The organism is Pseudomonas sp. LB-090624, assembly GCF_003205205.1.
Lineage (GTDB): Bacteria > Pseudomonadota > Gammaproteobacteria > Pseudomonadales > Pseudomonadaceae > Aquipseudomonas.
This window is the reverse complement of the sequence record NZ_QJRL01000004.1, coordinates 262568-285791: the sequence shown is the minus strand read 5'-3', so window position 1 is coordinate 285791 and position 23224 is coordinate 262568. Positions and strand designations below refer to the sequence as shown.

The following is a 23224-nucleotide window of genomic DNA, read 5'->3' as shown; positions in this document are numbered from 1 at the left end:
TCATTGTCAGTTCTGTTCGGCGACGCTGGATTTACCCTGGCGTGTCTCGATCTCACCAATCAAGCGCTTGGCCAGCGCCGGGTAGTTTTCATCAAAGTGGTGCCCCCCAGGCAGCTTCAGGCGTTCACCCACCGCAGTCTTTTCGGTGCAACCGCTTTCATCGGTCTCTTCCACGCCATATACGCACACCACCTTGGAGGCCGGCAACTTGGCCATTTCCGGCCCGGTTGGTGCTTCCTGGCCTTCTTTGCCCAGCCAGCCCTCGACCTCGATCTCGAAGCTGCCGCTGCGGGCAAACGCCAGCAACATCACCGCGTCGACACGTTGCTGGTCCTCTACCGGCAGGCGGTTGTAGATCGCCGGCAGCACATCAGCGCCGAACGAATAGCCGGTCAGTACAAAACGCTTGGTGCCCCATTTTTGCCGGTAATGCTGCATCAGCTCGGACAGGTCGGCCGCGCTTTGTTCTGGCGTCTTGTGCTGCCAGTAATAGCGCAGCGTATCGATACCTACCACCGGGTAGCCCAGCTTGGCCATTTCGCCGGCAACATCACGGTCAAGGTCGCGCCAGCCGCCGTCACCGGAGAGGAACAGGGTGACCGTGTCGGTGGTTTGCCCGGCCGGCACTTCGACTACCGGGATGGCCAAGGCGTTGCCGTCGTGACCGACCAGGGCCTGGGTCAATTGCGACTTGAGCACTTGCGGCAGGTGGATGTCGTAGTCGCTGATGCTGGTTTCGGCATTGGCCTGGTCGCGCACGAAAGCGGCGCTGGCGTCATCCGGGTTGTCGTTCCAGGCGACGTTCCAGTGGCCATGGGCCGCGGATTTTGGCAGCGGCGCCTGGCAGCCAGGTTGCTCGACAGTGAAGTCCACGGATATGGCCCGGGCCTTGTCATCAGTCTGGCTGGCCAGCCAGCGCCATGCCTGGGCGGCACCGGGGCCGATACCGGCGACCAGCGTAGGTTTCTCCGGCAGTTGGCTCAGCGCATGGTCCATGGCCTGCTGCTGCTTGCTGCAGTCGTTCGGCGGCAGGATCACCTGCACCAGTTGGGCCTCACCGGCCTGGGCCAGGTCCATCAGTTGCTTGTCGGTCAGGGCCTGCTCCTGGGGCACGCCGATGGCCACTCGGGCCTTGGGGTGTACACCAGGTGTAACGCGGGTGATGCTGGTGTCATCGATCCTGAGTTGCTCCAGGCGCGCCTCGGGGGCCGGGCGTGTCCACAGCCAGAACGCCAGCGCGCCCCCCAGCGCAGCCATCAGCAGGGGAACCAGCAAGTACAGCCAAAAGCGTCGGGTCATCAACGTTTCACCAATCCAGTCAAGCCGCCTGCGATCAGGGCGGCGGTGTCGGCCAGTGCCACCAGCGGGTCAAGCCCGGCCGGCACGGCCATGTAGCGGGGTTCCCAGTCCGGTTGGAATTTGTCCTTGAAGCGTCTTAGCCCCTGGAAGTTGTAAAGCTGTTCGCCACGGCGGAACACCATCGACCCCAAGCGCTGGGTCAAGGGTGCGCCACGTCGCGGCTGCAGGCCGGAAAGCGGTACCATGCCCAGGCTGAAGCGCGTGTACTCATGGCTTTTGTAGTGCAGGATCAGGCCAATCATCATGAACTCCATGGTCAGCTTCGGTGCCTCGGGGTGCGCTCGCATCAGGTCAAGGCTGGCCAGTTCGTTGCCATGGGTTTCCAGCAGGTTGGCGAAGGCCACCGGGCGGCCCTGGAAGCGAATCAGGGCGATGCGAAAGTGTTGCAGGTAGTCCGCGCTGAAGCGCCCCAGGGAAAAGCCTTTCTCGCGCACGTTCTTGCCGCCTAGCCAGGCATCGGAAATTTCCTTCAGCTCTGCCAGCGGTGCATGCCCCGGTTCGTGGATTTCCAGGCTCAGGCCATCGCGGCCACCGCGGTTCCAGGTGTAGCGCAGGTCCTTCATTTCCTTGCCCTTGGCTTCCAGATCGAAGCGGCGCAAGTCGACCCGGGCTTCTTCACCCAGCTTGAGCGCGGTCAGGCCGATGTCCATGTAGAACGGCAGGTTTTCGGCGCGCACCTGGTAGAACACCGGTCGGGCGTGGTGCAAGTCGCACAGGTCGCGGAACTGCCAGATCATTTCGGCGCGCTCCTGGGCCGGCCCGATCGGGTCGTATAGCGCCACCAGGCTGCGGCCGCGCCGGGCGTACATGAGGAACGCGTTGTCACGTGGGTGGAACAGCAGCGCTTTGTCGCCGGTCAACGCCAGGCCACCGTCGGGCTGCTCGGAAGCCAGCAGGATACGGTTGGCGCGTTGCAGCTCTGCTTCATCTGGCAGGTGGATCACGGGTGGCGCGGTGCGCAGCAGCCAGGTCAGCGCCACGGCCGCCAGCAGCAAGGCACTGCCCATGGCGGCGCGCAGGCCCCGTGGCGCGTCGGCATCGAGGGTGAACTGCCACCACAGTTGATGGCTGTAAGGGACATCCTGGTAGGCGAACAGCAGCAACCACACCGATGCGCCGACTGCGCAGGCGCTGGCCACCAGAAACACCGGCGAGAACGGAAGCTCCAACAGGCGGCTGGGGCGGTAGAACGAGCGACGGAACAGGGCGAGCAGGGCGGCCGTGAAGGTCAGCAGGCAGGCCTCTTCCCAGTCGAAGCCCTTGAGCAGCGACAGCAGGGCGCCGACCAGCAACAGTACGGTGGTCAACAGCCAGGCGGCAGACAGGCGCCGGCGCAGGCCTTGGGCCAGCAGCAAGCACAGCACGCCGATCAGGCTGGCGCCGAAGTGCGAGGCATCGATCAGCCGATGTGGCACAAGGAAGCCCATGTGCTCCAGGCGGGTGTCGATTTCGGGTGTGGCGCCAGAGAACAGCAGCACCACACCGGACAGGAACACCAGAATCGACAGGATGGGTGCGGCCAGCCCCGAGGCGGCCTTGATGGCCTGTTGCGCGAACAGCAGGCGCCGGGCTTCATTGGCCAGCAGTAGCACGCAGGCCAGCAGCAGCGGCAGAACCACGTAGATCAACCGGTACAGCAGCAGGGCAGCGGCCAGCGGTGCCGCGCCGAGTTGGTCGGCAAACGCTGCCAGCAGAATCGCTTCGAACACCCCGACGCCGCCCGGTACGTGGCTGAGCACGCCCGCAGCCAAGGCCAGCAAGTAAACCAGTACGAACGCGCCGAATGGTGGTGCTTCGGGCAGCAGCAGGTACAGCACGGTGGCGGCTGCGGCCACATCCAGCGCAGTGATCAGCAATTGCAGGGCAGCCAAGCGTGCCCCCGGCAGGCGCAGCGTGCGCCGGCCAAGTTGTACCAGCAGGTTGTTGGCCAGCGGTTGTTCGGCCAGGCGCCGGCGATACAAGCCAGCCACCAACAGGGCAGACGCTACCAGCACGGCGCCGGCCACAGCAGCCAACAGGCCGGCAGGCAGGCCCAGCGCGGTCGAGGCAGCCGACAGGTCGCTCAAGGTTGCCAAGGCAGCCAGGGGCGGCAGCGCGCAGCCCAGCGACAGGCTGGCAAACACGGTCATGCGCGCGACCTCCGCCGCACCAAGGCCTTGGCGTGCATACAGGCGGTAACGTACCGAGCCGCCGGATAGCATCGACAGGCCAATGGCATTGCCGATGGCAAAAGCGCTGAAACCACCCAGCACCAGGCTGCGTGCAGGCAATTTGACCCCAGCATAGCGGCTGGCCGACCACTCATAACCCAGCAGGATGACGAAGCCCACCACGGTCGCCACGAAGGCGCCGAGCAACGACTGTGCGGGCACGCTGAGCATGGCATCGTGCAAGGCATAGATGTCCAGTTCGCTCAGCAGGTGGCGGCAGGCAATCAACCCCATGGTGAACAGCACCAGGGTCACCACCAGGCCGATCGGCTGGCGGTAGCGACTCAGGCGTTCAAGCCAGGGTAGGCGCTGCACTGCACCCGGCAGTGCCGAGGCGAGTGGCACCGGAGGTTCGGGATTGTGGGAAGTCATGAATAGCCCCGGGCATGCAGCGCGAGGTGAAGGAAAGGTGCGGCCAAGTGAAAGTCCCTTTGGAAAACGTATCCAATGTTACTCCGGGCTCAGGCGCTTTCGGGGGCCTGGCAGGGTTAAAGATAGTTCATCCTGGGTGTGACGCCTCAAGCCTGCGGGTTGGCTGGACGGCGGGCAAAATCGGGGGGGGAAAAGCAGGGAGGGTAGAAACAACAAACCCCGCGCTGCTGTTACACAGGCGGGGTTTGTTCTGACGAATATGGTTGCGGGAGCCGGATTTGAACCGACGACCTTCGGGTTATGAGCCCGACGAGCTACCAGGCTGCTCCATCCCGCGTCAGAGGTGCGCATTCTACAGCTTGGTGATTGGGTGTCAAGCGCCAAGTGTTTATTTACCCATGTTTTTTTGCTGCAGTTTTCCGCAGGCAAAGAAAAAGGCCACTGTGTTAACAGTGGCCTTATCTTGAATCTGGTTGCGGGAGCCGGATTTGAACCGACGACCTTCGGGTTATGAGCCCGACGAGCTACCAGGCTGCTCCATCCCGCGTCAGTGGGGCGAATTCTACAGTTTGTAGCTTGGGTGTCAAGCGCTAATGTTTGATTTTCAACGCTTTTTTACCAGCAGGTAGTTTCTGCAGACAAAGAAAAAGGCCACTGCGTTAACAGTGGCCTTTTCTCGAATCTGGTTGCGGGAGCCGGATTTGAACCGACGACCTTCGGGTTATGAGCCCGACGAGCTACCAGGCTGCTCCATCCCGCGCCTGTGAGATCGAATTCTACGGATTTGCTCCACGATGTCAAGCAAATAGTTAGGAAAATCCTTTTTTGTTCAATCCCTTAGCGTTCGATAACTGCGTGCAGCTCAGGCACGGCGGGGCTTTCAGGCCGATTATCGCCAGGCGGGGCCGCTGAGCTGTTTCAAAACAGGACGCATGCGATACTATCTGTATGAATTTACAGTGCTGACGGTCATCCATGTCCTTGCGCAAGATCATCCACGTCGACTGCGATTGCTTTTATGCCGCGATCGAGATGCGTGACGACCCGCGCTTGGCTGGGCGGCCCATGGCCGTGGGTGGCTCGCCCGAGAATCGTGGGGTGATCGCCACCTGTAACTATGAAGCGCGTGCCTACGGTGTGCGCTCGGCGATGTCGTCGCGGCATGCACTGAAACTGTGCCCCGACCTGCTGATCGTCAAGCCGCGTTTCGAAGCCTACCGTGAGGCCTCGCGGGAAATCCACACGATCTTCCGCGACTACACCGAGCTGATCGAGCCTTTGTCGCTGGATGAGGCCTATCTGGATGTGAGCGAAAGCCAGTGGTATGCCGGCAGTGCCACACGCATTGCCGAGGATATTCGCCGGCGTGTGGCGCGCACCCTCCATATCACCGTGTCGGCGGGAGTGGCGCCGAACAAGTTCTTGGCCAAGATCGCCAGCGACTGGCGCAAGCCCAACGGGTTGTTCGTGATTACGCCGGGTGAAGTGGAAGCGTTCGTCGCCGCCTTGCCAGTGGCCAGGTTGCACGGCGTGGGCAAGGTGACGGCGGAAAAACTGACCCGGCTGGGCATTGAAACCTGCCTGGAGTTGCGTGAGTGGTCGCGGCTGGCGCTGGTGCGCGAGTTTGGCAGTTTTGGTGAGCGCTTGTGGGGGCTGGCGCGGGGTATTGATGAGCGTGCAGTACACAACGACAGCCGGCGCCAGTCGGTCAGCGTGGAAAACACCTACGACACCGACCTGCCGGACCTGGCCAGTTGCCTGGCGCGGCTGCCCGAGTTGCTGGACAGCCTTAACGAGCGTATTGCCCGCATGGACAACAGTTACCGGCCAGACAAACCTTTCGTCAAGGTCAAGTTCCATGATTTCAGCCAGACCACCATGGAGCAGGCGGGAGCGGGGCGGGATCTGGAGAGTTATCGGCAGTTGCTGGCCCAGGCATTCGCCCGCGGCAGCAAGCCGGTGCGCTTGCTGGGGGTGGGGGTGAGGTTGCGCGACTTGCGCGGGGCGCATGAACAGCTGGAGCTGTTCCCGCCTATATAAAGAAGGCGACTTGCGCGGTCCCCGCTGCATCGACCGCGCAAGCCCGCAACGCTATGCGAAAAGCCGGGTTATTGCACCCCTGGATCAGCCACCAGCCGCCCTGTAGCCTTGGTCAACGACTGCAAGAACTCCTGCTGCAGTTCCGGGTCGTTGCGGGTCAGTTCGATCAGGCTCTGTTCCATTTCGCTGGCTTCTTCTTCAAGACCCAGCTCTGACAGGCGCTTGACCCGGTGTACCCACTGGCCGACATCGTCATCTTCAAGGTCATCGAAGATCAGTTCATGGGCTTCGAGCAGCTTGTTGCGCAGGGTGGCGCTGACCAGCAGGCTGGCGTCGCCACGTACCGCGTTGTCCTCGTCGAGCACCTGCAAGTGCAAGGTACCGATGTGGTTGAGGTTCTGTTCGGAGAACGGGCTGTCGAGCAGGTTCAGGCGCAGCACGCCATTGCGGTCGGTGGTCAGTTCGTGGGTCATCTTGCCAGCCTTGACCTCGACCAGGCGTTCGCTCCAGGGCACGCTGGTGGACTCCTCGCGCTTGCCTTTCTGCACCTCGCTGATACCGGCCAGGTTCTGCTGGGCACGGCCGTTGGACGCCACGTTCATGAACGGGTTGAGCCCGTCCACGCCGTAGCTCAACCAGTCGTGGGTAATGCTTTGCGGCAGGTTGCCCAAGGCGAATACGTTGACCACGTTGGCGCCGACACCCGCCACCACAGCCACTGCGCCCAGCGGGATCTCGTAAACCTCCCGCCAGGGCTGGTAAGGCGTGTAGCGGTCATAGCTGCGGGTGACTTCGAACTCGGTGACTTCGAAGCGCTTTTGCTCGTGCACGCGCACACGTCGTTGCGGAAGCTCCATCACCTTCGGCTCGCCGACATCGATCTGCAGGGTGTGCTCGAGCAGTTTACGCTCGACGCGCTCCTCATGGTCGCTGCGCTGGGACATCTGGTTGGCGCAGCCGCTGACGAGCAGGGCGCCGCACAGTGCGGCGCCCCCAAGGGTAAAGGTACTTCGCTTGTACATGATCACTCGTGCATTGGTTATCAGCGGCGAACGCGGGCCTGCAGGAAGGTCAGCACTTCATCGAGCGGCAACGCCTGGGCGTCCTGCTCGGTGCGGTGCTTGTACTCCAGGTTGCCTTCGGCCAGGCCGCGATCGCTGACGACGATGCGGTGCGGGATACCGATCAGCTCCATATCGGCAAACTTGATGCCTGGGCTGGTCTTCTTGTCGCGGTCGTCCAGCAGCACTTCGAAGCCGGCAGCAGTCAATTCGGCGTACAGCTTGTCGGTTGCCTCGCGGACCACCTCGGTTTCATAGCGCAGCGGTACCAGAGCGATCTGGAACGGAGCCAGGGCGTCGTTCCAGATGATGCCCTTGTCGTCATAGCTCTGCTCGATGGCGGCGGCGACCACGCGGGAAACACCGATGCCGTAGCAGCCCATGGACAGAACCACCGGCTTGCCGTTCTCGCCCAGTACCTGGCACTTCAGTGCCTCGCTGTACTTGGTGCCCAACTGGAAGATGTGGCCCACTTCGATGCCACGCTTGATCACCAGGGTGCCCTGGCCGTCCGGGCTTGGGTCGCCTTCGACCACGTTACGCAGGTCGGCAACCTGTGGTACCGGCAGGTCGCGCTCCCAGTTGACGCCGAAGTAGTGCTTGTCGTCGATGTTGGCGCCAATGCCGAAGTCGCTCATCAGGGCAACCGAGCGGTCGATGATGATTTCCAGTGGCAGGTTGAGCGGGCCGAGCGAGCCGGCACCGGCGCCAATGGCGTCGCGCAGTTCGGCTTCGGTAGCCATGACCAACGGTTCGGCAACCTGTTCCAGCTTGGTGGCCTTGATTTCGTTCAGTTCGTGGTCGCCACGGACGATCAGGGCGATCAGCTTGCCTGCTTCGGCGCCGCGCACGATCAGCGTCTTGACGGTCTTTTCGATCGGCAGGCCGTGGTGCTCCACCAACTGGGCGATGGTCTTGGCATTCGGGGTGTCGACCAGGCGCAGCTCCTCGGTAGGGGCAGGGCGCACGGTTTCACGCGGGATGGCTTCGGCCTTCTCGATGTTGGCGGCGTAGTCGGAGCTGTCGCTGAAGATCACGTCGTCTTCGCCGGACTCGGCCAGTACGTGGAACTCGTGCGAGTAGCTGCCACCGATCGAGCCGGTATCGGCCTGCACTGGGCGGAAGTCCAGGCCCAGGCGGGTGAACACGTTGCTGTACGCCTGGTGCATGCGGTCGTAGGTTTCCTGCAGGGAAGCCTGGTCGGCATGGAACGAGTAGGCGTCCTTCATGATGAACTCGCGGCCACGCATCAGGCCGAAGCGCGGGCGGATTTCGTCACGGAACTTGGTCTGGATCTGGTACATGTTGAGCGGCAGCTGTTTATAGCTGGACAGCTCGTTACGGGCCAGGTCGGTGATCACTTCTTCGTGGGTAGGGCCAACGCAGAAGTCGCGCTGATGGCGGTCCTTCAGGCGCAGCAGCTCGGGGCCGTATTGCTCCCAACGGCCGGACTCCTGCCACAGTTCGGCAGGCTGGATGCTCGGCATCAGCACTTCCAGGGCGCCGGCGGCGTTCATTTCCTCACGCACCACGGCCTCGACCTTGCGCATTACCCGCAAGCCCATCGGCAGCCAGGTGTACAGGCCGGAGGCCAGTTTGCGGATCATGCCAGCACGCAGCATGAGCTGATGGCTGATGACCACTGCGTCGGCAGGGGTTTCTTTCTGGGTGGCGAGCAAATATTGACTGGTGCGCATGGTTAGCCGTGTCGATTGCCTAAGACGTTGAAATAGCCCCGCATTGTACGGGGGGGAAACGAAGGCGTACAGGATGCCCCAGGCGGTGACACTTGTCAGCCAAGAAAAAGCCCGGCGTGATCGCCGGGCTTTTTCAGGTGCGGGGCACTGCAAGCCAGGCTTACAGGATGCTCAGCGGGTACTCCACGATCAGGCGCAGTTCGTCGATCGATGGGGAATCGTAGTAAACGCCATCGGAAGAACGGTAGGTGGCCTGACGCACGCGGAAGCTCAGGTCCTTCGCCGGGCCTTCCTGCAGCACGTATTTGATGTCGACGTCGCGTTCCCATTCTTTGCCGTTGCTGGTGCCAGCGACGTTGGCGTCGGTACCGCGTACATAACGGGTCATGAAGGTCAGGCCTGGAATGCCGTATTCGGCAAAGTTCAGGTCGTAGCGAGCCTGCCAGGATTTCTCGTCTTCGGCGTTGAAGTCGGAACGAGCCACGGAGTTGGCCAGGAAGATGGTGCCGCCACCGTCGATACCATAACCATAATCGCCGTCGCCGGTGACTTTCTGGTAGGCCAGGGTGAAGGTGTGAGCGCCGATGTTGTAGGCGCCCGACAGGCTGAACGCGCGGTTGTCCAGCTTGTCGCCATCGAAGGCGCGGTACTCGGCAGAGCCTTCGCTCTTGGTGTCGTAGATGTTGAAGTCGAACACCAGGCCTTGGTTGTCGGAGATTGGCATCGCCCAGTTGACGTTGGCGTAGTATTTGCGCCAGTAGTCTTCAACCTTCGAGTAGTACAGGCTGGTGCTGAGGTTGTCGGTGAAGGCGTAGGTGCCACCGACCACGTTGGCTTCTTTCAGGCCGAAGCTGTCGCGGTTGGTTTGTTCTTGGGCAGTGAGGCTGGTGAAATGGCCAGCGTGCAGGGTCAGCCCTTCGATCTCGTTGCTGGTGATCAGGGTGCCCTGGGCGATTTCTGGCAGCAGGCGGCTGTCATCGGTGGCGAAGACCGGCAGCGCGGTGAACTGGTCACCCACTTTCAGCACGGTGTCGGAGATGCGGAATTTGACCGCGCCGCCGCCTTTGGAGTAGTCATCCTGCGAACGGCCGTCGGAACCGGTCGGGAACAGGCCGGTATTGGCACGACCCTTGCCGCTGTCCAGTTTCAGGCCGAGCATGCCGATGGCATCGACACCTACACCCACGGTGCCTTGGGTGAAGCCGGACTCGAAGGTGCCGACGAAGCCCAGGCCGGTTTCTTCACGGCGGCTCTGACCGCCTTCGTTGTTGCGGAAGTCACGGCTGAAATACAGCATGCGGGTCTTGACGCTCAGCTTGCTGTCTTCGATGAAACCTTTGGACTCGTCCTGTGCCGAGGCCATTGCCAACTGCGAGGTCCCTGCCGAAACGGCCAGGGCGATCATGCTCCACTTCATCACGCGCATCGTGATTTGCTCCTTTGGTTTTTAGGAAGAGTACCGCTGCGTCCATGTGTTTTAGTTATATGGGGCAGCTCTTTCTTGTTATGTCGGCGAAAATGTATAGCACGCTGACTGTTGTTGGCGATATGGCTATAAGTACTCTTTGCGGAACTTTTTCACCATGTCGCTTTTAGGTATTTCCATGTCGCAAATCACGCCTCGGTTCAAGGGCTGTACAACCCCAACGCTGTACCTTTTACCGTAACGAACTTGTAACTACCGATCCGGGGCAGAAAATTCCCTGGTAACCAATGCCGCTGTTGTTATTTGTCGCGTGCATCTGACGTTGCAGATGTCGTGCCGACTTGGCGTGAAGGGAATGCAACAAGCGTGCTCAAAATTCGCAACAGTTCATGAAATTTTCACAAAACCTGCTACCGGGGGTCGGAAAGTGCCGTAAACACGGGGTGAGGGCTGGTTGAGGGCGTTTTGGTGTCGAGAATCATTAAAATTTAAAAAGCTGCCATGCAAGTCAAGGTGTTACCGCAATTTCTTCATCCGTAGTGTTTTGTGTGGTCGCAAGTGTGGAGAGCGTGGACAGTCGGCCTCATTTTGGTGCGAAAAGTAGCGCTGTGTTACCGGGAACGTGCAAGGTATCCTTGCAGCCCTGTTTTCCGCCTGAAGCGGGATGGTTTTGCCTGAAGGAGATAACCCGTGTTCATCCTCGATTCGCGATTGCAGCAGGATTCTCTGGTGCTGGGGGAGTTTGCGCTGTGCCAATTGCTGCTGAGCAAGGATGCCAATTACCCCTGGTTCATCCTCGTGCCCAAGCGCGCCGGCATCAGTGAACTGTTCGAGCTGGAGGCGGCCGAGCAGCAGCAGTTGTGGCAGGAAACCACCCTGCTGGCAGAAGCGCTGAAGGTCAGCTACGGCGCCGACAAGATGAATGTGGCCACCCTGGGCAATGTGGTCAGCCAGTTGCACATGCATGTGATCGTGCGTCGGCGTGACGATGCTGCCTGGCCGGCACCGGTTTGGGGCAAATGCCCGGCTGTGGCGTACACCGATGCCCAGTTGCAAGCCATTCGCCAGCGCCTGCGCGGGCTGCAGCTTGCCGGCTATCAGGAGGCCTGAGATGTCGCTGGAAATGCGTATGGTCGAACTGGAAACCCGCCAAGCGTTCCAGGATGACACGATCCAGGCGTTGAATGACGTGGTGGTCGAGCAGGGGCGGGTGATCGAGCGCCTGCAAATGCAGATGGCCGAGCTGATCAAGCGTTACGAAGAGATGGTTGGCCAGTACGGCAGCGAAGGGGAAGAAGCGCCGCCGCCGCATTACTGATGCGAGGCCCCGTCCACAGGAATTGCGCCGCGCTCAAAGCCTGCGCAATACCTGTGAGGGCTGGTTGGGCGCCGCTGGCGTCGTCAGCGGCGGGTAACTGCCACCACGTCTTCTGCCTGCAGGCCTTTGTCGCGGTGCATCACCGAGAACTCCACGCGCTGGCCTTCGACCAGGATGCGGTGGCCCTCGCCGCGAATGGCGCGGAAGTGCACGAAGATGTCATCGCCCGAATCACGGGAAATGAAGCCGAAGCCTTTCGACGTGTTGAACCACTTCACCGTACCGGTATCCCGGTTGCCGACATCTTGTGCTGCGTGCTGGGCGCTGCGTACCTTGCGCGGGCTGCGGGCAAAACCCACCGCCAGGTGCAGGGCTACGGCCAGCGTGGCGCAGACCAGCGCCGCCAGGTTGCCCATTTCCGGGCGCGCCAGCAGGGTCAGGGTCTGCAGTACCACGGCCACCACCAACAGGGCGCATGCCAGGTGTTGCAGTTGCTGGCGCGCGCCGCGGTAATACAGAGGCACGACCGGTGCCAGGACCAGGTTGAGCAGGCCTAGCAAGGCCAGGTAGACCGCGTCGGGTTGCTGCAGGAAGGGTGTTGCATCGGTTTTCAGACTGGGTATGAGCGATAGCAGCAAGGCTGCCACGCCCGTCACCAGATGGACGATCTTGAACATGGGGTTGGCTCACAGTTGATTAGGCCGATCACAGGAAGAGCTGGCAGCACGGTGCGCATGAGGTGTAGAGCGCGAACACGTGGCAAGCCAGCCTATGCACCCGGCAATGACAGTCCGCACGGGTGGCACGCTGCCTATTTAACAGTAAAGCCGCAGGCTACTCAAACCGCGGGCCGCCCGGCGGCCGATGTGTTGCGCCATGTCACATGCGGCATGCGCCAAGTGTTGCTACAGTGGTCGGCGCCCGCTTGAGTCTCAAGCCTTATGGAAAGGGGAACTTCATGGCAATCGATATCGGTATCAGTGAAGAAGATCGCAAGTCCATCGTCGATGGGCTGTCCCGCCTGTTGTCGGATACCTACGTGCTGTATCTGAAAACCCATAACTTTCACTGGAACGTCACCGGCCCGTCCTTCCGCACCCTGCACCTGATGTTCGAAGAGCAGTACACCGAACTGGCACTGGCGGTCGACTCGATCGCCGAGCGGATCCGTGCGCTCGGCTTCCCGGCACCGGGGTCGTACGCATTCTATGCGCGGCACTCGTCGATCAAGGAGGAGGAAGGAGTGCCGGCTGCGGAAGAGATGATCCGCCAGCTGGTGCAGGGGCAGGAAGCCGTGGTGCGTACCGCTCGCAGCATTTTCCCGGTGGTGGACAAGGTCAGTGACGAGCCGACTGCCGACCTGCTGACCCAGCGCATGCAGGTGCACGAGAAAACCGCCTGGATGCTGCGGGTGCTGCTCGACGGCAAGTAATTGTTCGGGGGAATGTAACCCTGTGGGGGCGGGTTTGCCCGCGAAGCAGGCGCTGCGATGGATGGCACGGGCTTTGCCCGTGTTCGCGGGGCAAGCCCGCTCCCACGGGATGCCCGGATTCTAGAAAGTGAGCAAGCCAGTTGCTCCAGCCTGGTCAACCTGCCCAAAGGTGTGACAATCCGGCAGGTTTTGCTTTTTGTGCAGGAACATTTTGCCGCTGCTTTAAGCTCGCCCGTCAGCGCTTCATAGGCCACCTGGTACCTGTGACGAGGAAGTGTGGCGCATGATGCAAGCGAGCAAGCGTGTGGCTGGCCAGGGCAGTTGGCCGGGAAAACAGTGCATTGATCCGTTCAAGGCGGATTTCGACATGTTGCAGACCCAGCCAGTGTCGCGCTCGGTGCGGCTCAACGGCTTTTCCACCTGCCTGCGCCTGGAGGCCGTCTACTGGGGCATTCTCGAGCGCATCGCCGCCGCCAACCACTGCTCGGTCAGTGCGGTGTTGTCCTACGTAGACCGCGAGGTCCACCTGCGCCAGGGTGGAGTGCGCAATTTCAGCGGGTTGATCCGGGTAATCTGCGTGGCATGGCTGCAAGACCCGCCAAGTGTGCGTTGATCGCCGGGCGGGCTGCGCAGTGCCTGTTAACCATATATAATCCCGCTTTTTGCTGCCCCGGCAGCCAGCGTTGTGGTTGACGAGAGACACCCATGCCCCTTTATGACTATCAATGTGCATCCTGCGAGCACCGCATGGAAGTGCTGCAGAAGATCAGCGCCGCGCCGCTTACCGATTGCCCGGCCTGTCAGGCGCCAGCGCTGAAAAAGCTGCTGTCGGTGCCAGGCTTTCGCCTGAGCGGAAATGGTTGGTACGAAACCGACTTCAAGACCGGGGCGAAAAAGAATCTGGCAGGCGGCGACAAGGCCGACTGAGTTGAATGCTGTGACCGGGTCTTGCAGTATTAGCCCTCTGGGCGGCCAAGGCCTCCACCGAATACACGAATCACGAGAAGCGAAACCACCATCATGATGCGCAGCCATTATTGCGGCCAACTGAACGAGAGCCTGGACGGCCAGGAAGTCACCCTTTGCGGCTGGGTCCATCGTCGCCGCGACCACGGCGGGGTGATCTTCCTCGACATCCGTGACCGCGAAGGCATGGCCCAGGTCGTGTTCGACCCGGATCGCGCCGAAACCTTCGCCGCCGCCGACCGCGTGCGCAGCGAATACGTCGTACAGATCACCGGCAAGGTCCGCAAGCGCCCTGAAGGTGCAGTGAATGCCAACATGGCCTCCGGTGCCATCGAGATCCTCGGCTACCAGCTGACCGTGCTCAACGAAGCGGAAACCCCGCCGTTCCCGCTGAACGAGTACTCCGACGTCGGCGAGGAAACCCGCCTGCGCTACCGCTTCATCGACCTGCGTCGCCCGGAAATGGCTGAAAAGCTGCGCCTGCGTTCGCGCATCACCAGCAGCATCCGTCGGTTCATGGATGACAACGGCTTCCTCGACGTCGAAACGCCGATCCTCACCCGTGCCACTCCGGAAGGCGCGCGCGACTACCTGGTGCCAAGCCGTACCCATGCCGGTAGCTTCTTCGCCCTGCCGCAGTCGCCCCAGCTGTTCAAGCAGCTGCTGATGGTCGCCGGCTTCGACCGCTACTACCAGATCGCCAAGTGCTTCCGTGACGAAGACCTGCGTGCCGACCGCCAGCCAGAATTCACCCAGATCGACATCGAGACCAGCTTCCTCGATGAAAGCGAGATCATGGGCCTGACCGAAAGCATGATCCGCAAGCTGTTCAAGGAAGTGCTCGACCTGGAATTCGGCGAATTCCCGCACATGACCTTCGAAGAAGCCATGCGCCGCTACGGTTCCGACAAGCCAGACCTGCGTAACCCGCTGGAACTGGTCGACGTTGCCGACCAGCTGAAGGATGTCGACTTCAAGGTGTTCGCCGGCCCGGCCAACGATCCGAAGTGCCGTGTGACCGCCCTGCGTCTGCCAGGCGGTGCCAGCATGCCGCGCAGTAAGATCGACGAGTACACCAAGTTCGTGGGCATCTACGGTGCCAAGGGCCTGGCCTACATCAAGGTCAACGAGCGCGCCAAGGGTGTCGAAGGCCTGCAGTCGCCTATCGTCAAGAACATCCCTGAGGCCAACCTCAACAACATCCTCGACCGCGTGGGTGCCGTGGACGGCGACATCGTGTTCTTCGGTGCCGACAAGTTCAAGGTGGTCAGTGAAGCCCTGGGCGCGCTGCGTATCCGCCTGGGTCACGACTTCGAGCTGCTGACCTGCGAGTGGGCGCCGATGTGGGTCGTCGACTTCCCGATGTTCGAAGAGAACGAAGACGGCAGCTTCACTGCGCTGCACCACCCGTTCACCGCGCCGAAGTGCACCCCGGAAGAGCTCGAGGCCAACCCGGCCACCGCGCTGTCGCGTGCCTACGACATGGTGCTGAACGGTACCGAACTGGGTGGCGGTTCGATCCGTATCCACCGTAAAGAGATGCAACAGGCAGTATTCCGCCTGCTGGGCATCGAGGCAGCGGAACAGGAAGAGAAATTCGGCTTCCTGCTCGACGCCCTGAAGTTCGGTGCACCGCCTCACGGTGGCCTGGCCTTCGGCCTGGACCGCCTGGTCATGCTGATGACCGGCGCCCAGTCGATCCGTGAAGTGATCGCCTTCCCGAAAACCCAGAGCGCTGCGTGCGTCATGACCCAAGCCCCTGGCCTGGTCGACGCCAAGGCCCTGCGCGAGCTGCACATCCGACTGCGCGAACAGACCAAGGTCGAGTAAGCAGTCCCCGGGCGCACCCACATGGATGCGCCCTTTGCGTTCCGGCGCAGGCATTTTCCCGCCCCGCCCCGTCATGGGGCGGGGCTGTTTGTGAGTCAAAGGATTCGGAGTCGTTATGGCTGGTCATTCCAAGTGGGCGAACATCAAGCACCGCAAAGAGCGCCAGGATGCCAAGAGAGGCAAGGTCTTCACCAAGTGGATCCGCGAATTGACGGTCGCTGCAAAGCAGGGCGGACCTGACCCGGCTTCCAACCCGCGGCTGCGCCTGGCGCTGGACAAGGCCCTGGGCGCCAACATGAGCCGCGACATTATCGATCGCGCCGTGGCCCGTGGTGCCGGCACCAACGAAAGCGACAACGTCGAAGAACTCAGCTACGAGGGTTACGGCCCGGGTGGCGTGGCGATCATGGTCGAAGCCATGACCGACAACCGCAACCGTACCGCCGCCGCCGTGCGCCATGCCTTCACCAAGTGTGGCGGCAACCTCGGCACCGATGGCTCGGTGGCCTACCTGTTCGAGCGCAAGGGGCAGATCAGCTTTGCCCCTGGCGTAGACGAAGACGCGTTGATGGAAGCGGCGATGGAAGCCGATGCCGATGACGTGGTAGCCAACGACGACGGTTCGTTCGAGGTGTTCACCTCGTTCAACAGCTTCTACGCGGTGCGGAATGCCCTGGAAGAAGCCGGCTTCAAGGCGGCTGACGCGGAAATCGTGATGCAGCCGACCACCAGCGCCGAACTCGATCAGGACGGTGCCGAGAAGGTGCTCAAGCTGATCGACATGCTCGAAGACCTGGATGACGTGCAGAACGTCTACTCCAACGCCCAGATTTCCGATGAGATCATGGAAAACCTCGGCTAAGGTGTCCTGGCAGTTCAATCAGGCATTAAAGCTTTTCGTTGCCTGCACCGGCCCTTTCCGCAGTGGTTCGGCGCCCCGCTCCTACAGGTATTGCACAGTACCTGTAGGAGCGGGGCGCCGAACCACTGCGGAAAGGGCCGGTGCAGTTTGCAAAGATGCATCAATTTACGACAGGCACTATGACTCTGATTCTAGGTATCGACCCCGGCTCGCGCATCACCGGCTATGGCGTGGTACGCCAGACCGCTCGTGGTTGCGAGTACGTGGCGTCGGGCTGTATCCGCACCGGCAGCGGTGAGTTGCACGAACGGCTGCAGATCGTTTTTCGCGGTGTCAGTGAAATCATCGCCCTGCACGGCCCAGTGACCATGGGCATCGAGCGCGTGTTCATGGCCCGCAATGCCGACTCGGCGCTCAAGCTCGGCCAGGCCCGTGGCGCGGCTATCGTCGCGGCTGCCGAGGCTGGCCTGGAAATCGCCGAATACAGCGCCACCCAGGTGAAGCAGGCCGTGGCCGGCACCGGGGGAGCCAACAAGGAGCAGGTGATGATGATGGTCATGCACTTGCTGAAACTGACGCAAAAGCCGCAGATCGACGCCTCTGACGCCCTGGCGATTGCACTGTGCCACGCCCACACCCGTTCCAGCCTGGTCCCCCATGGCCTCGCCACGGCGCGGCGACGCGGCGGGCGCTTGCGTCTTTGAGCGCTTCATGCGCAGATACAAAATTTGTCTGGGTGACGCATTCACCCGCTGAATTTGCTGATAGGGTTGAGCGGTCTTTGACCGGCTCCCCGAGAGGAAGGATCGGAACGTGATTGGACGTTTGCGCGGCACCCTGGCGGAAAAACAGCCGCCGCACCTGATTATCGACGTCAACGGCGTGGGTTACGAACTGGAAGTTCCCATGACCACGCTGTACCGTCTGCCCAAAGTGGGCGAAACCGTCACCGTGCACACCCACCTGGTCGTGCGCGAAGACGCCCACCTGCTCTACGGTTTTGCCGAAAAGCGCGAGCGCGAGCTGTTCCGTGAGCTTATCCGCCTGAACGGCGTGGGGCCTAAGCTGGCCCTGGCGCTGATGTCCGGCCTGGAAGTGGACGAGTTGGTGCGCTGCGTGCAGGCTCAGGACACTTCTGCCCTGGTGCGTGTGCCTGGTGTTGGCAAAAAGACCGCCGAACGCCTGCTGGTCGAGCTCAAGGACCGCTTCAAGGCCTGGGAAACTTCCCCGGCCATGTTCACCCTGGTCTCCGACGGGCCATTGCCGGTCGCCAGCGAGTCCAGCGCCGAGGCCGATGCGGTCAGTGCCCTGGTTTCGCTGGGTTACAAGCCCCAGGAAGCCAGCAAGGCCATCGCCGCGATCAAGGACAAGGCCGGCCTCAGCAGTGAAGAACTGATACGCCGCAGCCTGAAAGGGATGATTACCAAGTGATCGAAGCCGACCGCCTGATCGCCGCCAGTGGCCGCGACCGTGAAGAAGTCCAGGACCGGGCGATTCGCCCGCTCAGCCTGGACGATTACATCGGCCAGCCGGTGGTGCGCGAGCAGATGGCACTGTTCATCCAGGCCGCCCGTGGCCGCAGTGAGTCGCTCGATCACACGCTTATCTTCGGCCCGCCAGGCTTGGGCAAGACTACCTTGGCCAACATCATCGCCCATGAAATGGGGGTGTCGGTTAAAAGCACCTCGGGGCCTATTCTGGAGCGCCCGGGCGACCTGGCGGCCATGCTGACCAACCTCGAACCGCACGACGTGCTGTTCATCGACGAGATCCACCGCCTGTCACCGATCGTCGAAGAGGTCTTGTACCCGGCCATGGAAGACTTCCAGCTCGACATCATGATCGGCGAAGGGCCGGCGGCCCGTTCGATCAAGCTCGACCTGCCACCGTTCACCCTGGTCGGCGCCACTACCCGGGCCGGCATGCTCACCAACCCGCTGCGTGACCGCTTCGGTATCGTTCAGCGCCTGGAGTTCTACAGCGACAAGGACCTGGCTACCATCGTCAGCCGTTCGGCCAATATCCTTGGCCTGGCCATCGAAGATCAGGGTGCCTACGAGATCGCCCGCCGGGCCCGCGGCACGCCGCGTATCGCCAACCGCCTGCTGCGCCGCGTGCGTGACTATGCCGAGGTGCGCGGCAAGGGCCAGATCACCAAGGCCGTGGCCGACATGGCGCTGAACCTGCTGGACGTCGACGAGCGCGGTTTCGACCATTCCGACCGCCGCCTGCTGCTGACCATGATCGAGAAGTTCGATGGTGGCCCGGTGGGTGTGGACAACCTGGCCGCAGCCATCAGCGAAGAGCGCCATACCATCGAGGACGTGCTCGAGCCGTACCTGATTCAGCAGGGCTACATCATGCGTACCCCGCGCGGTCGCGTGGTCACCCGTCATGCCTACCTGCACTTCGGCCTGAATATTCCAGGGCGTCTGGGGGAGGGTGGTGATTTTTCCGAGCCGGGCGATGAATGACAGATCAAAACCGACTTTTCGTGGTCCTACCGCTGGCATGCCCTAGGTGCGCTGGCAATAAGACATTAATGAAGCAAAAACAGTTGCCGCAGCGGATTGGCAAGCTGAGGAGTAAGCACTAGAGTATGCGCGCGCAAAATGGCCTGGAACCGTTCGCACACCGTTGTCGCGTCTATTACGAAGATACCGATGCCGGTGGCGTGGTGTATTACGTCAATTACCTGAAATTCATGGAGCGCGCGCGCACCGAACGCCTGCGGCACCTGGGCTTTTCCCAGTCGCTACTGGCCGAAGACAACCTGCTGTTCGTGGTCCATTCCAGCGAAGCGCGCTATCACGCGCCGGCGCGGCTGGACGACGAACTGCGAGTCACCGCGCAAGTACTTGAACTCAATCGCGCCAGCCTGCGTTTCGTACAGCAGGTCTGGCGGGAAAAGGATGAAACGCTGCTCTGCGAAGGGCAGTTCCTGGTGGCCGCAGTGCGCGCCGACACTTTCAAACCCCGAGCCATACCTCCCCAGCTGCGCGACGCCTTTGCGGCGGACGGCTCGGGTAATCAATCGAATGCAGGAGAATAAGCGTGGAAGCTAACGTCGTCGACCATACCTCCATGTGGAGTCTGGTCAGCAATGCCAGCGTGGTGGTACAGCTGGTAATGCTGACCCTGGTGGCCGCATCGGTCACTTCATGGATCATGATCTTCCAGCGCAGCACCATGCTGCGCGCCGGTCGTCGTGCGCTGGATGCCTTCGAGGAGCGCTTCTGGTCGGGCATCGATCTGTCCAAGCTGTACCGTCAGGCAGGTAGCAACCCAGACCCGGATTCGGGCGTCGAGCAGGTGTTCCGTGCCGGCTTCAAGGAGTTCTCGCGCCTGCGCCAGCAGCCGGGCGTTGACCCTGACGCGGTCATGGAAGGCGTTGGCCGTGCCATGCGCGTTGCCATTTCGCGCGAGGAAGAAAAACTCGAGCAGAGCCTGCCGTTCCTGGCCACTGTCGGTTCCACCAGCCCGTACATCGGCCTGTTCGGTACCGTGTGGGGCATCATGAACTCCTTCCGCGGCCTGGCCAGCGCCCAGCAGGCCACCCTGGCCACGGTTGCCCCGGGTATCGCCGAAGCGCTGATCGCCACCGCCATCGGCCTGTTCGCAGCGATCCCGGCAGTTATTGCCTACAACCGTTTCGCCGCGCGCAGCGAAGTGCTGATCGGCCGTTACTACACCTTCGCCGATGAGTTCCAGGCGATCCTGCACCGCAAAGTGCACACCAGCGAAGAGTAATCAGGTAAAAGCCCATGGCCCGAGTTCGCCACAAACGCAAGCCCGTCGCCGAGATGAACGTGGTGCCCTACATCGACGTGATGTTGGTGCTGCTGGTCATCTTCATGGTGACGGCGCCCATGCTCAACCAGGGCGTGAAGGTCGACCTGCCCAAGGTTTCCAGCGAAGCCTTGCCGCAGGACAACAACGTCCAGATCCTCACCATCTCCATCAAGGCCGACAAGACCTATTACTGGAACCTCGGCAGCGAAGTCGATACCGACAAGCAGATGGACAAGGCCATGACCTTGCCCGACATGACCAGTGCCGTGACCAAGATCATTGCCGCCGGCCGTGACCAAGGCAAGCAGACCCAGGTGTTCATTCGTGGCGACAAGGCTGTCGACTATGGCGCGGTCATGGGGGCCATGGGCGGGTTGCAAAAGGCCGGTGTCGGTAACGTTGGCCTGATTACCGAGGCGCCCTGATGCAACAGCGAGAGCCATCCGCCTCGGAAAGCTACTTCTGGCCCAGTGTCTGGGCCATCGGCCTGCATGTGCTGGTGTTCGCCCTGCTGTTCGTCAGTTTTGCCATGACGCCTGAGCTGCCGCCATCCAAGCCGATCGTTCAGGCTACCCTGTATCAGCTCAAGTCCAAGAGCCAGGCGACCACCCAGACCAATCAGAAGATTGCCGGGGAAGCGAAGAAAACCGCCTCGCGCCAGACCGAAGTCGAGCAGCTTGAACAGAAGAAGGTCGAGCAAGAGGCCGTGAAGGCCGCGGAACAAAAGAAAGCCGACGCCGCTCAAAAGGCCGAAGAGGCGCGCGAGGCCGCTGAAGCCAAAAAAGCCGAGGCCGCTGAAGCCGCCAAGGCTGCTGAAGCGAAGAAAGCCGCTGAAGCCAAGAAGGCCGACGAGGCGAAGAAAGCCGCCGAGAAGCAGCAGGCCGACATCGCCAAGAAGAAGGCCGAGGACGAAGCGAAGAAAAAAGCCGAAGAAGAGGCCAAGAAAGAGGCCGCTGAAGAGGCGAAGAAGCAAGCCGCCGAGGACGCCAAGAAAAAGGCAGCCGAAGAGGCCAAGAAAAAAGCAGCCGAGGACGCCAAGAAGAAAGCGGCGGCCGAGGATGCGAAGAAGAAGGCAGCTGAAGAGGCCAAGAAAAAGGCCGCTGCAGACGCCCAGAAGAAAAAGGCACAGGAAGCGGTCCGCAAGGCGGCAGAAGACAAGAAAGCCCAGGCCCTGGCCGAGCTGTTGTCCGATACCACCGAGCGGCAGCAGGCGCTGGCCGACGAGCAGGGTGACCAGGTGGCCGGCGACTTCGACGACCTGATCCGCATGCGCGCGGCCGAGGGCTGGGCACGTCCGCCTTCCGCGCGCAAGGGCATGACGGTGGTCCTGCAGATCAACATGTTGCCGGACGGTACCATCACCAGTGTCAGCGTGGCCCGGTCCAGTGGTGACGGCCCGTATGACAGTTCGGCGGTGGCTGCGGTGAAGAACATTGGTCGTTTGACCGAGATGCAGGGTATGAAGCCGAGCGATTTCAACCAATATCGTTCGTTCAAGATGACATTTACACCTGAGGATCTAGCGTTGTGATTAAACGTCTGAGAGGACTGCTGGTCATGCTCTGCTGCGTGGCAGGCATGGCGGTGGCAGAAGAAAAGAACATCCTGGTTACCAGCGGCAGCGACCGGGCCACGCCCATCGCGGTAGTGCCGTTCGGTATGCAGGGCGGTAGCGTGTTGCCCGAAGACATCGCCGATATTATCGGCAACGACCTGCGCAACTCTGGCTACTATTCGCCGATTCCACGGCAGAACATGATCAGCCAGCCGTCGCAGGCCAGCGAAGTGATCTTCCGTGACTGGAAAGCCCTGGGCGCCCAGTACGTGATGGTTGGTAGCATCGTGCCGTCGGGCGGTCGCCTGCAGGTGCAGTACGCGCTGTTCAACGTCGCCACCGAGCAGCAAGTGCTGACCGGTAGCGTTGCTGGCAGCACCGACCAGCTGCGCGACATGGCGCACTACATTGCCGACCAGTCGTTCGAGAAGCTCACCGGCATCAAGGGTGCGTTCTCCACCCGCATGCTGTACGTGACGGCCGAGCGTTTCTCTACCAACAATACCCGCTACACCTTGCAGCGTTCCGACTACGACGGTGCGCGTGCGGTGACCCTGCTGCAATCGCGCGAGCCAATCCTGTCGCCGCGCTTTGCGCCGGATGGCAAGCGTATCGCCTACGTTTCGTTCGAGCAGAAGCGCCCACGTATCTTCGTGCAGAACATCGACACCGGTCGCCGCGAGCAGGTGACCAACTTCGAAGGCCTGAACGGCGCACCCGCCTGGTCGCCGGACGGTTCGCGCCTGGCATTCGTGCTGTCCAAGGACGGCAACCCGGACATCTACGTGATGAACGTGGCTTCGCGCCAGATCAGCCGTGTAACGGCAGGCCCGGGTATCAATACCGAACCGTTCTGGGGTAAAGACGGCAACACCCTTTATTTCACTTCCGACCGTGGCGGCAAGCCGCAGATCTACAAACAGTCGGTCAGTGGCGGTGGCGCCGAGCGTGTAACCTTCGTGGGTAACTACAACGCCAACCCGAAACTTTCGGCTGACGAAAAGACCCTGGTGATGATTCATCGCCAACAGGGCTTTACCAACTTTAAAGTGGCCGCACAGGACTTGCAGCGCGGAAGTGTAAAGATTCTGTCTGAAACAAGTCTTGATGAGTCTCCCACTGTTGCGCCTAACGGCACCATGCTAATCTACGCCACCCGCCAGCAGGGCCGGGGAGTCTTGATGCTCGTGTCGCTTAATGGCCGCGTGAGGCTCCCACTTCCTACCGCTCAAGGCGAAGTCAGAGAACCGTCCTGGTCCCCTTACCTGAACTGATTGCGGCGTAATACGTTTTGCTTAACACAC

At 61.5% G+C, this 23224-nt stretch carries 22 protein-coding genes and 3 tRNA genes; 16 read left to right on the top strand and 9 right to left on the bottom strand.

Translation table 11 applies throughout. The features are described from left to right. Window positions 1-6: 6 nt before the first annotated feature. The 5 genes from DMX11_RS07035 to DMX11_RS07015 all read right to left on the bottom strand — a co-directional run bounded on the left by DMX11_RS07035 (window position 7) and on the right by DMX11_RS07015 (window position 4701). Window positions 7-1299, bottom strand: coding sequence for a virulence factor family protein (locus tag DMX11_RS07035; protein ID WP_110743826.1), 1293 nt, complete (start codon window positions 1297-1299; stop codon window positions 7-9). Beyond that, window positions 1299-3941: a bifunctional lysylphosphatidylglycerol flippase/synthetase MprF gene (gene mprF / locus DMX11_RS07030; protein ID WP_110743825.1), complete on the bottom strand. Its 2643-nt coding sequence runs from the start codon at window positions 3939-3941 to the stop codon at window positions 1299-1301. Before mprF ends, DMX11_RS07035 begins: the two co-directional genes overlap by 1 nt. A 260-nt stretch (window positions 3942-4201) precedes the next feature. Continuing rightward, window positions 4202-4278, bottom strand: a tRNA-Met gene (locus DMX11_RS07025). A 133-nt stretch (window positions 4279-4411) separates the two neighbouring features. After that, window positions 4412-4488 (bottom strand) — tRNA-Met (locus DMX11_RS07020). A 136-nt stretch (window positions 4489-4624) separates the two neighbouring features. Continuing rightward, window positions 4625-4701 (bottom strand) — tRNA-Met (locus DMX11_RS07015). Window positions 4702-4922: 221 nt separating this feature from the next. Between DMX11_RS07015 and dinB the strand changes: the two genes are divergently transcribed. Next, window positions 4923-5981: a DNA polymerase IV gene (gene dinB, locus DMX11_RS07010; protein ID WP_177410719.1), complete on the top strand. Its 1059-nt coding sequence runs from the start codon at window positions 4923-4925 to the stop codon at window positions 5979-5981. Between the two features lie 68 nt (window positions 5982-6049). On the opposite strand, the gene DMX11_RS07005 is transcribed toward dinB, so the two are convergent. The 3 genes from DMX11_RS07005 to DMX11_RS06995 all read right to left on the bottom strand — a co-directional run bounded on the left by DMX11_RS07005 (window position 6050) and on the right by DMX11_RS06995 (window position 10165). Beyond that, window positions 6050-7003: a hypothetical protein gene (locus DMX11_RS07005; RefSeq protein ID WP_110743823.1), complete on the bottom strand. Its 954-nt coding sequence runs from the start codon at window positions 7001-7003 to the stop codon at window positions 6050-6052. Window positions 7004-7023: 20 nt separating this feature from the next. Continuing rightward, a complete protein-coding gene (locus DMX11_RS07000; protein WP_110743822.1) occupies window positions 7024-8739 on the bottom strand; it encodes a proline--tRNA ligase in 1716 nt (571 codons plus the stop codon). 160 nt (window positions 8740-8899) lie between these two features. After that, the gene (locus tag DMX11_RS06995; protein WP_110743821.1) at window positions 8900-10165 is read right to left on the bottom strand and encodes an OprD family porin; all 1266 of its coding nucleotides are present in this window, start codon (window positions 10163-10165) and stop codon (window positions 8900-8902) included. A gap of 690 nt (window positions 10166-10855) precedes the next feature. Here DMX11_RS06995 and DMX11_RS06990 point away from each other — a divergent pair. Both DMX11_RS06990 and DMX11_RS06985 read left to right on the top strand, forming a co-directional pair. Continuing rightward, a complete protein-coding gene (locus DMX11_RS06990; protein WP_110743820.1) occupies window positions 10856-11275 on the top strand; it encodes an HIT domain-containing protein in 420 nt (139 codons plus the stop codon). A gap of 1 nt (window position 11276) precedes the next feature. Beyond that, window positions 11277-11483: a SlyX family protein gene (locus tag DMX11_RS06985; protein ID WP_110743819.1), complete on the top strand. Its 207-nt coding sequence runs from the start codon at window positions 11277-11279 to the stop codon at window positions 11481-11483. A gap of 83 nt (window positions 11484-11566) precedes the next feature. On the opposite strand, the gene DMX11_RS26335 is transcribed toward DMX11_RS06985, so the two are convergent. Continuing rightward, window positions 11567-12160 (bottom strand): cold-shock protein, encoded by a 594-nt coding sequence (locus tag DMX11_RS26335; RefSeq protein ID WP_110743818.1) that lies wholly within the window; start codon window positions 12158-12160, stop codon window positions 11567-11569. A gap of 281 nt (window positions 12161-12441) precedes the next feature. Here DMX11_RS26335 and DMX11_RS06975 point away from each other — a divergent pair, with 281 nt between their 5' ends. The 13 genes from DMX11_RS06975 to tolB all read left to right on the top strand — a co-directional run bounded on the left by DMX11_RS06975 (window position 12442) and on the right by tolB (window position 23194). Beyond that, the gene (locus tag DMX11_RS06975; RefSeq protein ID WP_110743817.1) at window positions 12442-12915 is read left to right on the top strand and encodes a Dps family protein; all 474 of its coding nucleotides are present in this window, start codon (window positions 12442-12444) and stop codon (window positions 12913-12915) included. Window positions 12916-13198: 283 nt separating this feature from the next. Next, window positions 13199-13528 (top strand): ribbon-helix-helix domain-containing protein, encoded by a 330-nt coding sequence (locus DMX11_RS06970; RefSeq protein WP_110743816.1) that lies wholly within the window; start codon window positions 13199-13201, stop codon window positions 13526-13528. Between the two features lie 92 nt (window positions 13529-13620). Beyond that, entirely contained in the window at window positions 13621-13842 is a 222-nt protein-coding gene (locus DMX11_RS06965; protein ID WP_003254776.1) for an FmdB family zinc ribbon protein, read from the top strand. A gap of 93 nt (window positions 13843-13935) precedes the next feature. After that, a complete protein-coding gene (gene aspS, locus DMX11_RS06960) occupies window positions 13936-15711 on the top strand; it encodes an aspartate--tRNA ligase (RefSeq protein ID WP_110743815.1) in 1776 nt (591 codons plus the stop codon). A 115-nt stretch (window positions 15712-15826) separates the two neighbouring features. Further along, complete coding sequence (locus DMX11_RS06955; protein ID WP_110743814.1) at window positions 15827-16573, top strand: YebC/PmpR family DNA-binding transcriptional regulator; 747 nt, start codon at window positions 15827-15829, stop codon at window positions 16571-16573. A gap of 179 nt (window positions 16574-16752) precedes the next feature. Next, entirely contained in the window at window positions 16753-17277 is a 525-nt protein-coding gene (gene ruvC, locus DMX11_RS06950; protein ID WP_110743813.1) for a crossover junction endodeoxyribonuclease RuvC, read from the top strand. 109 nt (window positions 17278-17386) lie between these two features. After that, window positions 17387-18004 (top strand): Holliday junction branch migration protein RuvA, encoded by a 618-nt coding sequence (ruvA, locus tag DMX11_RS06945; RefSeq protein ID WP_110743812.1) that lies wholly within the window; start codon window positions 17387-17389, stop codon window positions 18002-18004. Next, window positions 18001-19047 carry a Holliday junction branch migration DNA helicase RuvB gene (ruvB, locus tag DMX11_RS06940; RefSeq protein WP_110743811.1) on the top strand — a complete coding sequence of 349 codons (1047 nt, stop codon included), beginning with the start codon at window positions 18001-18003 and terminating at the stop codon, window positions 19045-19047. The genes ruvA and ruvB overlap by 4 nt, the downstream gene beginning before the upstream one ends. A 125-nt stretch (window positions 19048-19172) precedes the next feature. Continuing rightward, entirely contained in the window at window positions 19173-19625 is a 453-nt protein-coding gene (ybgC, locus tag DMX11_RS06935; protein ID WP_110743810.1) for a tol-pal system-associated acyl-CoA thioesterase, read from the top strand. Between the two features lie 2 nt (window positions 19626-19627). Beyond that, complete coding sequence (gene tolQ / locus DMX11_RS06930; protein ID WP_010952367.1) at window positions 19628-20323, top strand: protein TolQ; 696 nt, start codon at window positions 19628-19630, stop codon at window positions 20321-20323. A 14-nt stretch (window positions 20324-20337) separates the two neighbouring features. Continuing rightward, window positions 20338-20790, top strand: a complete 453-nt coding sequence (gene tolR / locus DMX11_RS06925; protein WP_008090221.1) for a protein TolR — start codon at window positions 20338-20340, stop codon at window positions 20788-20790. Next, the gene (gene tolA, locus DMX11_RS06920; protein ID WP_110743809.1) at window positions 20790-21896 is read left to right on the top strand and encodes a cell envelope integrity protein TolA; all 1107 of its coding nucleotides are present in this window, start codon (window positions 20790-20792) and stop codon (window positions 21894-21896) included. The genes tolR and tolA overlap by 1 nt, the downstream gene beginning before the upstream one ends. Before the next feature lie 26 nt (window positions 21897-21922). After that, window positions 21923-23194 carry a Tol-Pal system beta propeller repeat protein TolB gene (tolB, locus tag DMX11_RS06915; protein ID WP_218278946.1) on the top strand — a complete coding sequence of 424 codons (1272 nt, stop codon included), beginning with the start codon at window positions 21923-21925 and terminating at the stop codon, window positions 23192-23194. Window positions 23195-23224 lie beyond the last annotated feature (30 nt).

Bases quoted from the DNA above. Each gene is read 5' to 3' on its own strand.
- tolA (WP_110743809.1), top strand. From the start codon at position 20,790: ATGCAACAGCGAGAGCCATCCGCCTCGGAAAGCTACTTCTGGCCCAGT.
- DMX11_RS07000 (WP_110743822.1), bottom strand. From the start codon at position 8,739: ATGCGCACCAGTCAATATTTGCTCGCCACCCAGAAAGAAACCCCTGCC.
- DMX11_RS06970 (WP_110743816.1), top strand. From the start codon at position 13,199: ATGATGCAAGCGAGCAAGCGTGTGGCTGGCCAGGGCAGTTGGCCGGGA.
- DMX11_RS06985 (WP_110743819.1), top strand. From the start codon at position 11,277: ATGTCGCTGGAAATGCGTATGGTCGAACTGGAAACCCGCCAAGCGTTC.
- tolB (WP_218278946.1), top strand. From the start codon at position 21,923: ATGCTCTGCTGCGTGGCAGGCATGGCGGTGGCAGAAGAAAAGAACATC.
- DMX11_RS06995 (WP_110743821.1), bottom strand. From the start codon at position 10,165: ATGCGCGTGATGAAGTGGAGCATGATCGCCCTGGCCGTTTCGGCAGGG.
- mprF (WP_110743825.1), bottom strand. From the start codon at position 3,941: ATGACTTCCCACAATCCCGAACCTCCGGTGCCACTCGCCTCGGCACTG.
- DMX11_RS06975 (WP_110743817.1), top strand. From the start codon at position 12,442: ATGGCAATCGATATCGGTATCAGTGAAGAAGATCGCAAGTCCATCGTC.
- DMX11_RS07005 (WP_110743823.1), bottom strand. From the start codon at position 7,003: ATGTACAAGCGAAGTACCTTTACCCTTGGGGGCGCCGCACTGTGCGGC.
- DMX11_RS06965 (WP_003254776.1), top strand. From the start codon at position 13,621: ATGCCCCTTTATGACTATCAATGTGCATCCTGCGAGCACCGCATGGAA.
- ruvC (WP_110743813.1), top strand. From the start codon at position 16,753: ATGACTCTGATTCTAGGTATCGACCCCGGCTCGCGCATCACCGGCTAT.
- tolR (WP_008090221.1), top strand. From the start codon at position 20,338: ATGGCCCGAGTTCGCCACAAACGCAAGCCCGTCGCCGAGATGAACGTG.
- ybgC (WP_110743810.1), top strand. From the start codon at position 19,173: ATGCGCGCGCAAAATGGCCTGGAACCGTTCGCACACCGTTGTCGCGTC.
- aspS (WP_110743815.1), top strand. From the start codon at position 13,936: ATGATGCGCAGCCATTATTGCGGCCAACTGAACGAGAGCCTGGACGGC.
- DMX11_RS06955 (WP_110743814.1), top strand. From the start codon at position 15,827: ATGGCTGGTCATTCCAAGTGGGCGAACATCAAGCACCGCAAAGAGCGC.
- DMX11_RS07035 (WP_110743826.1), bottom strand. From the start codon at position 1,299: ATGACCCGACGCTTTTGGCTGTACTTGCTGGTTCCCCTGCTGATGGCT.
- DMX11_RS26335 (WP_110743818.1), bottom strand. From the start codon at position 12,160: ATGTTCAAGATCGTCCATCTGGTGACGGGCGTGGCAGCCTTGCTGCTA.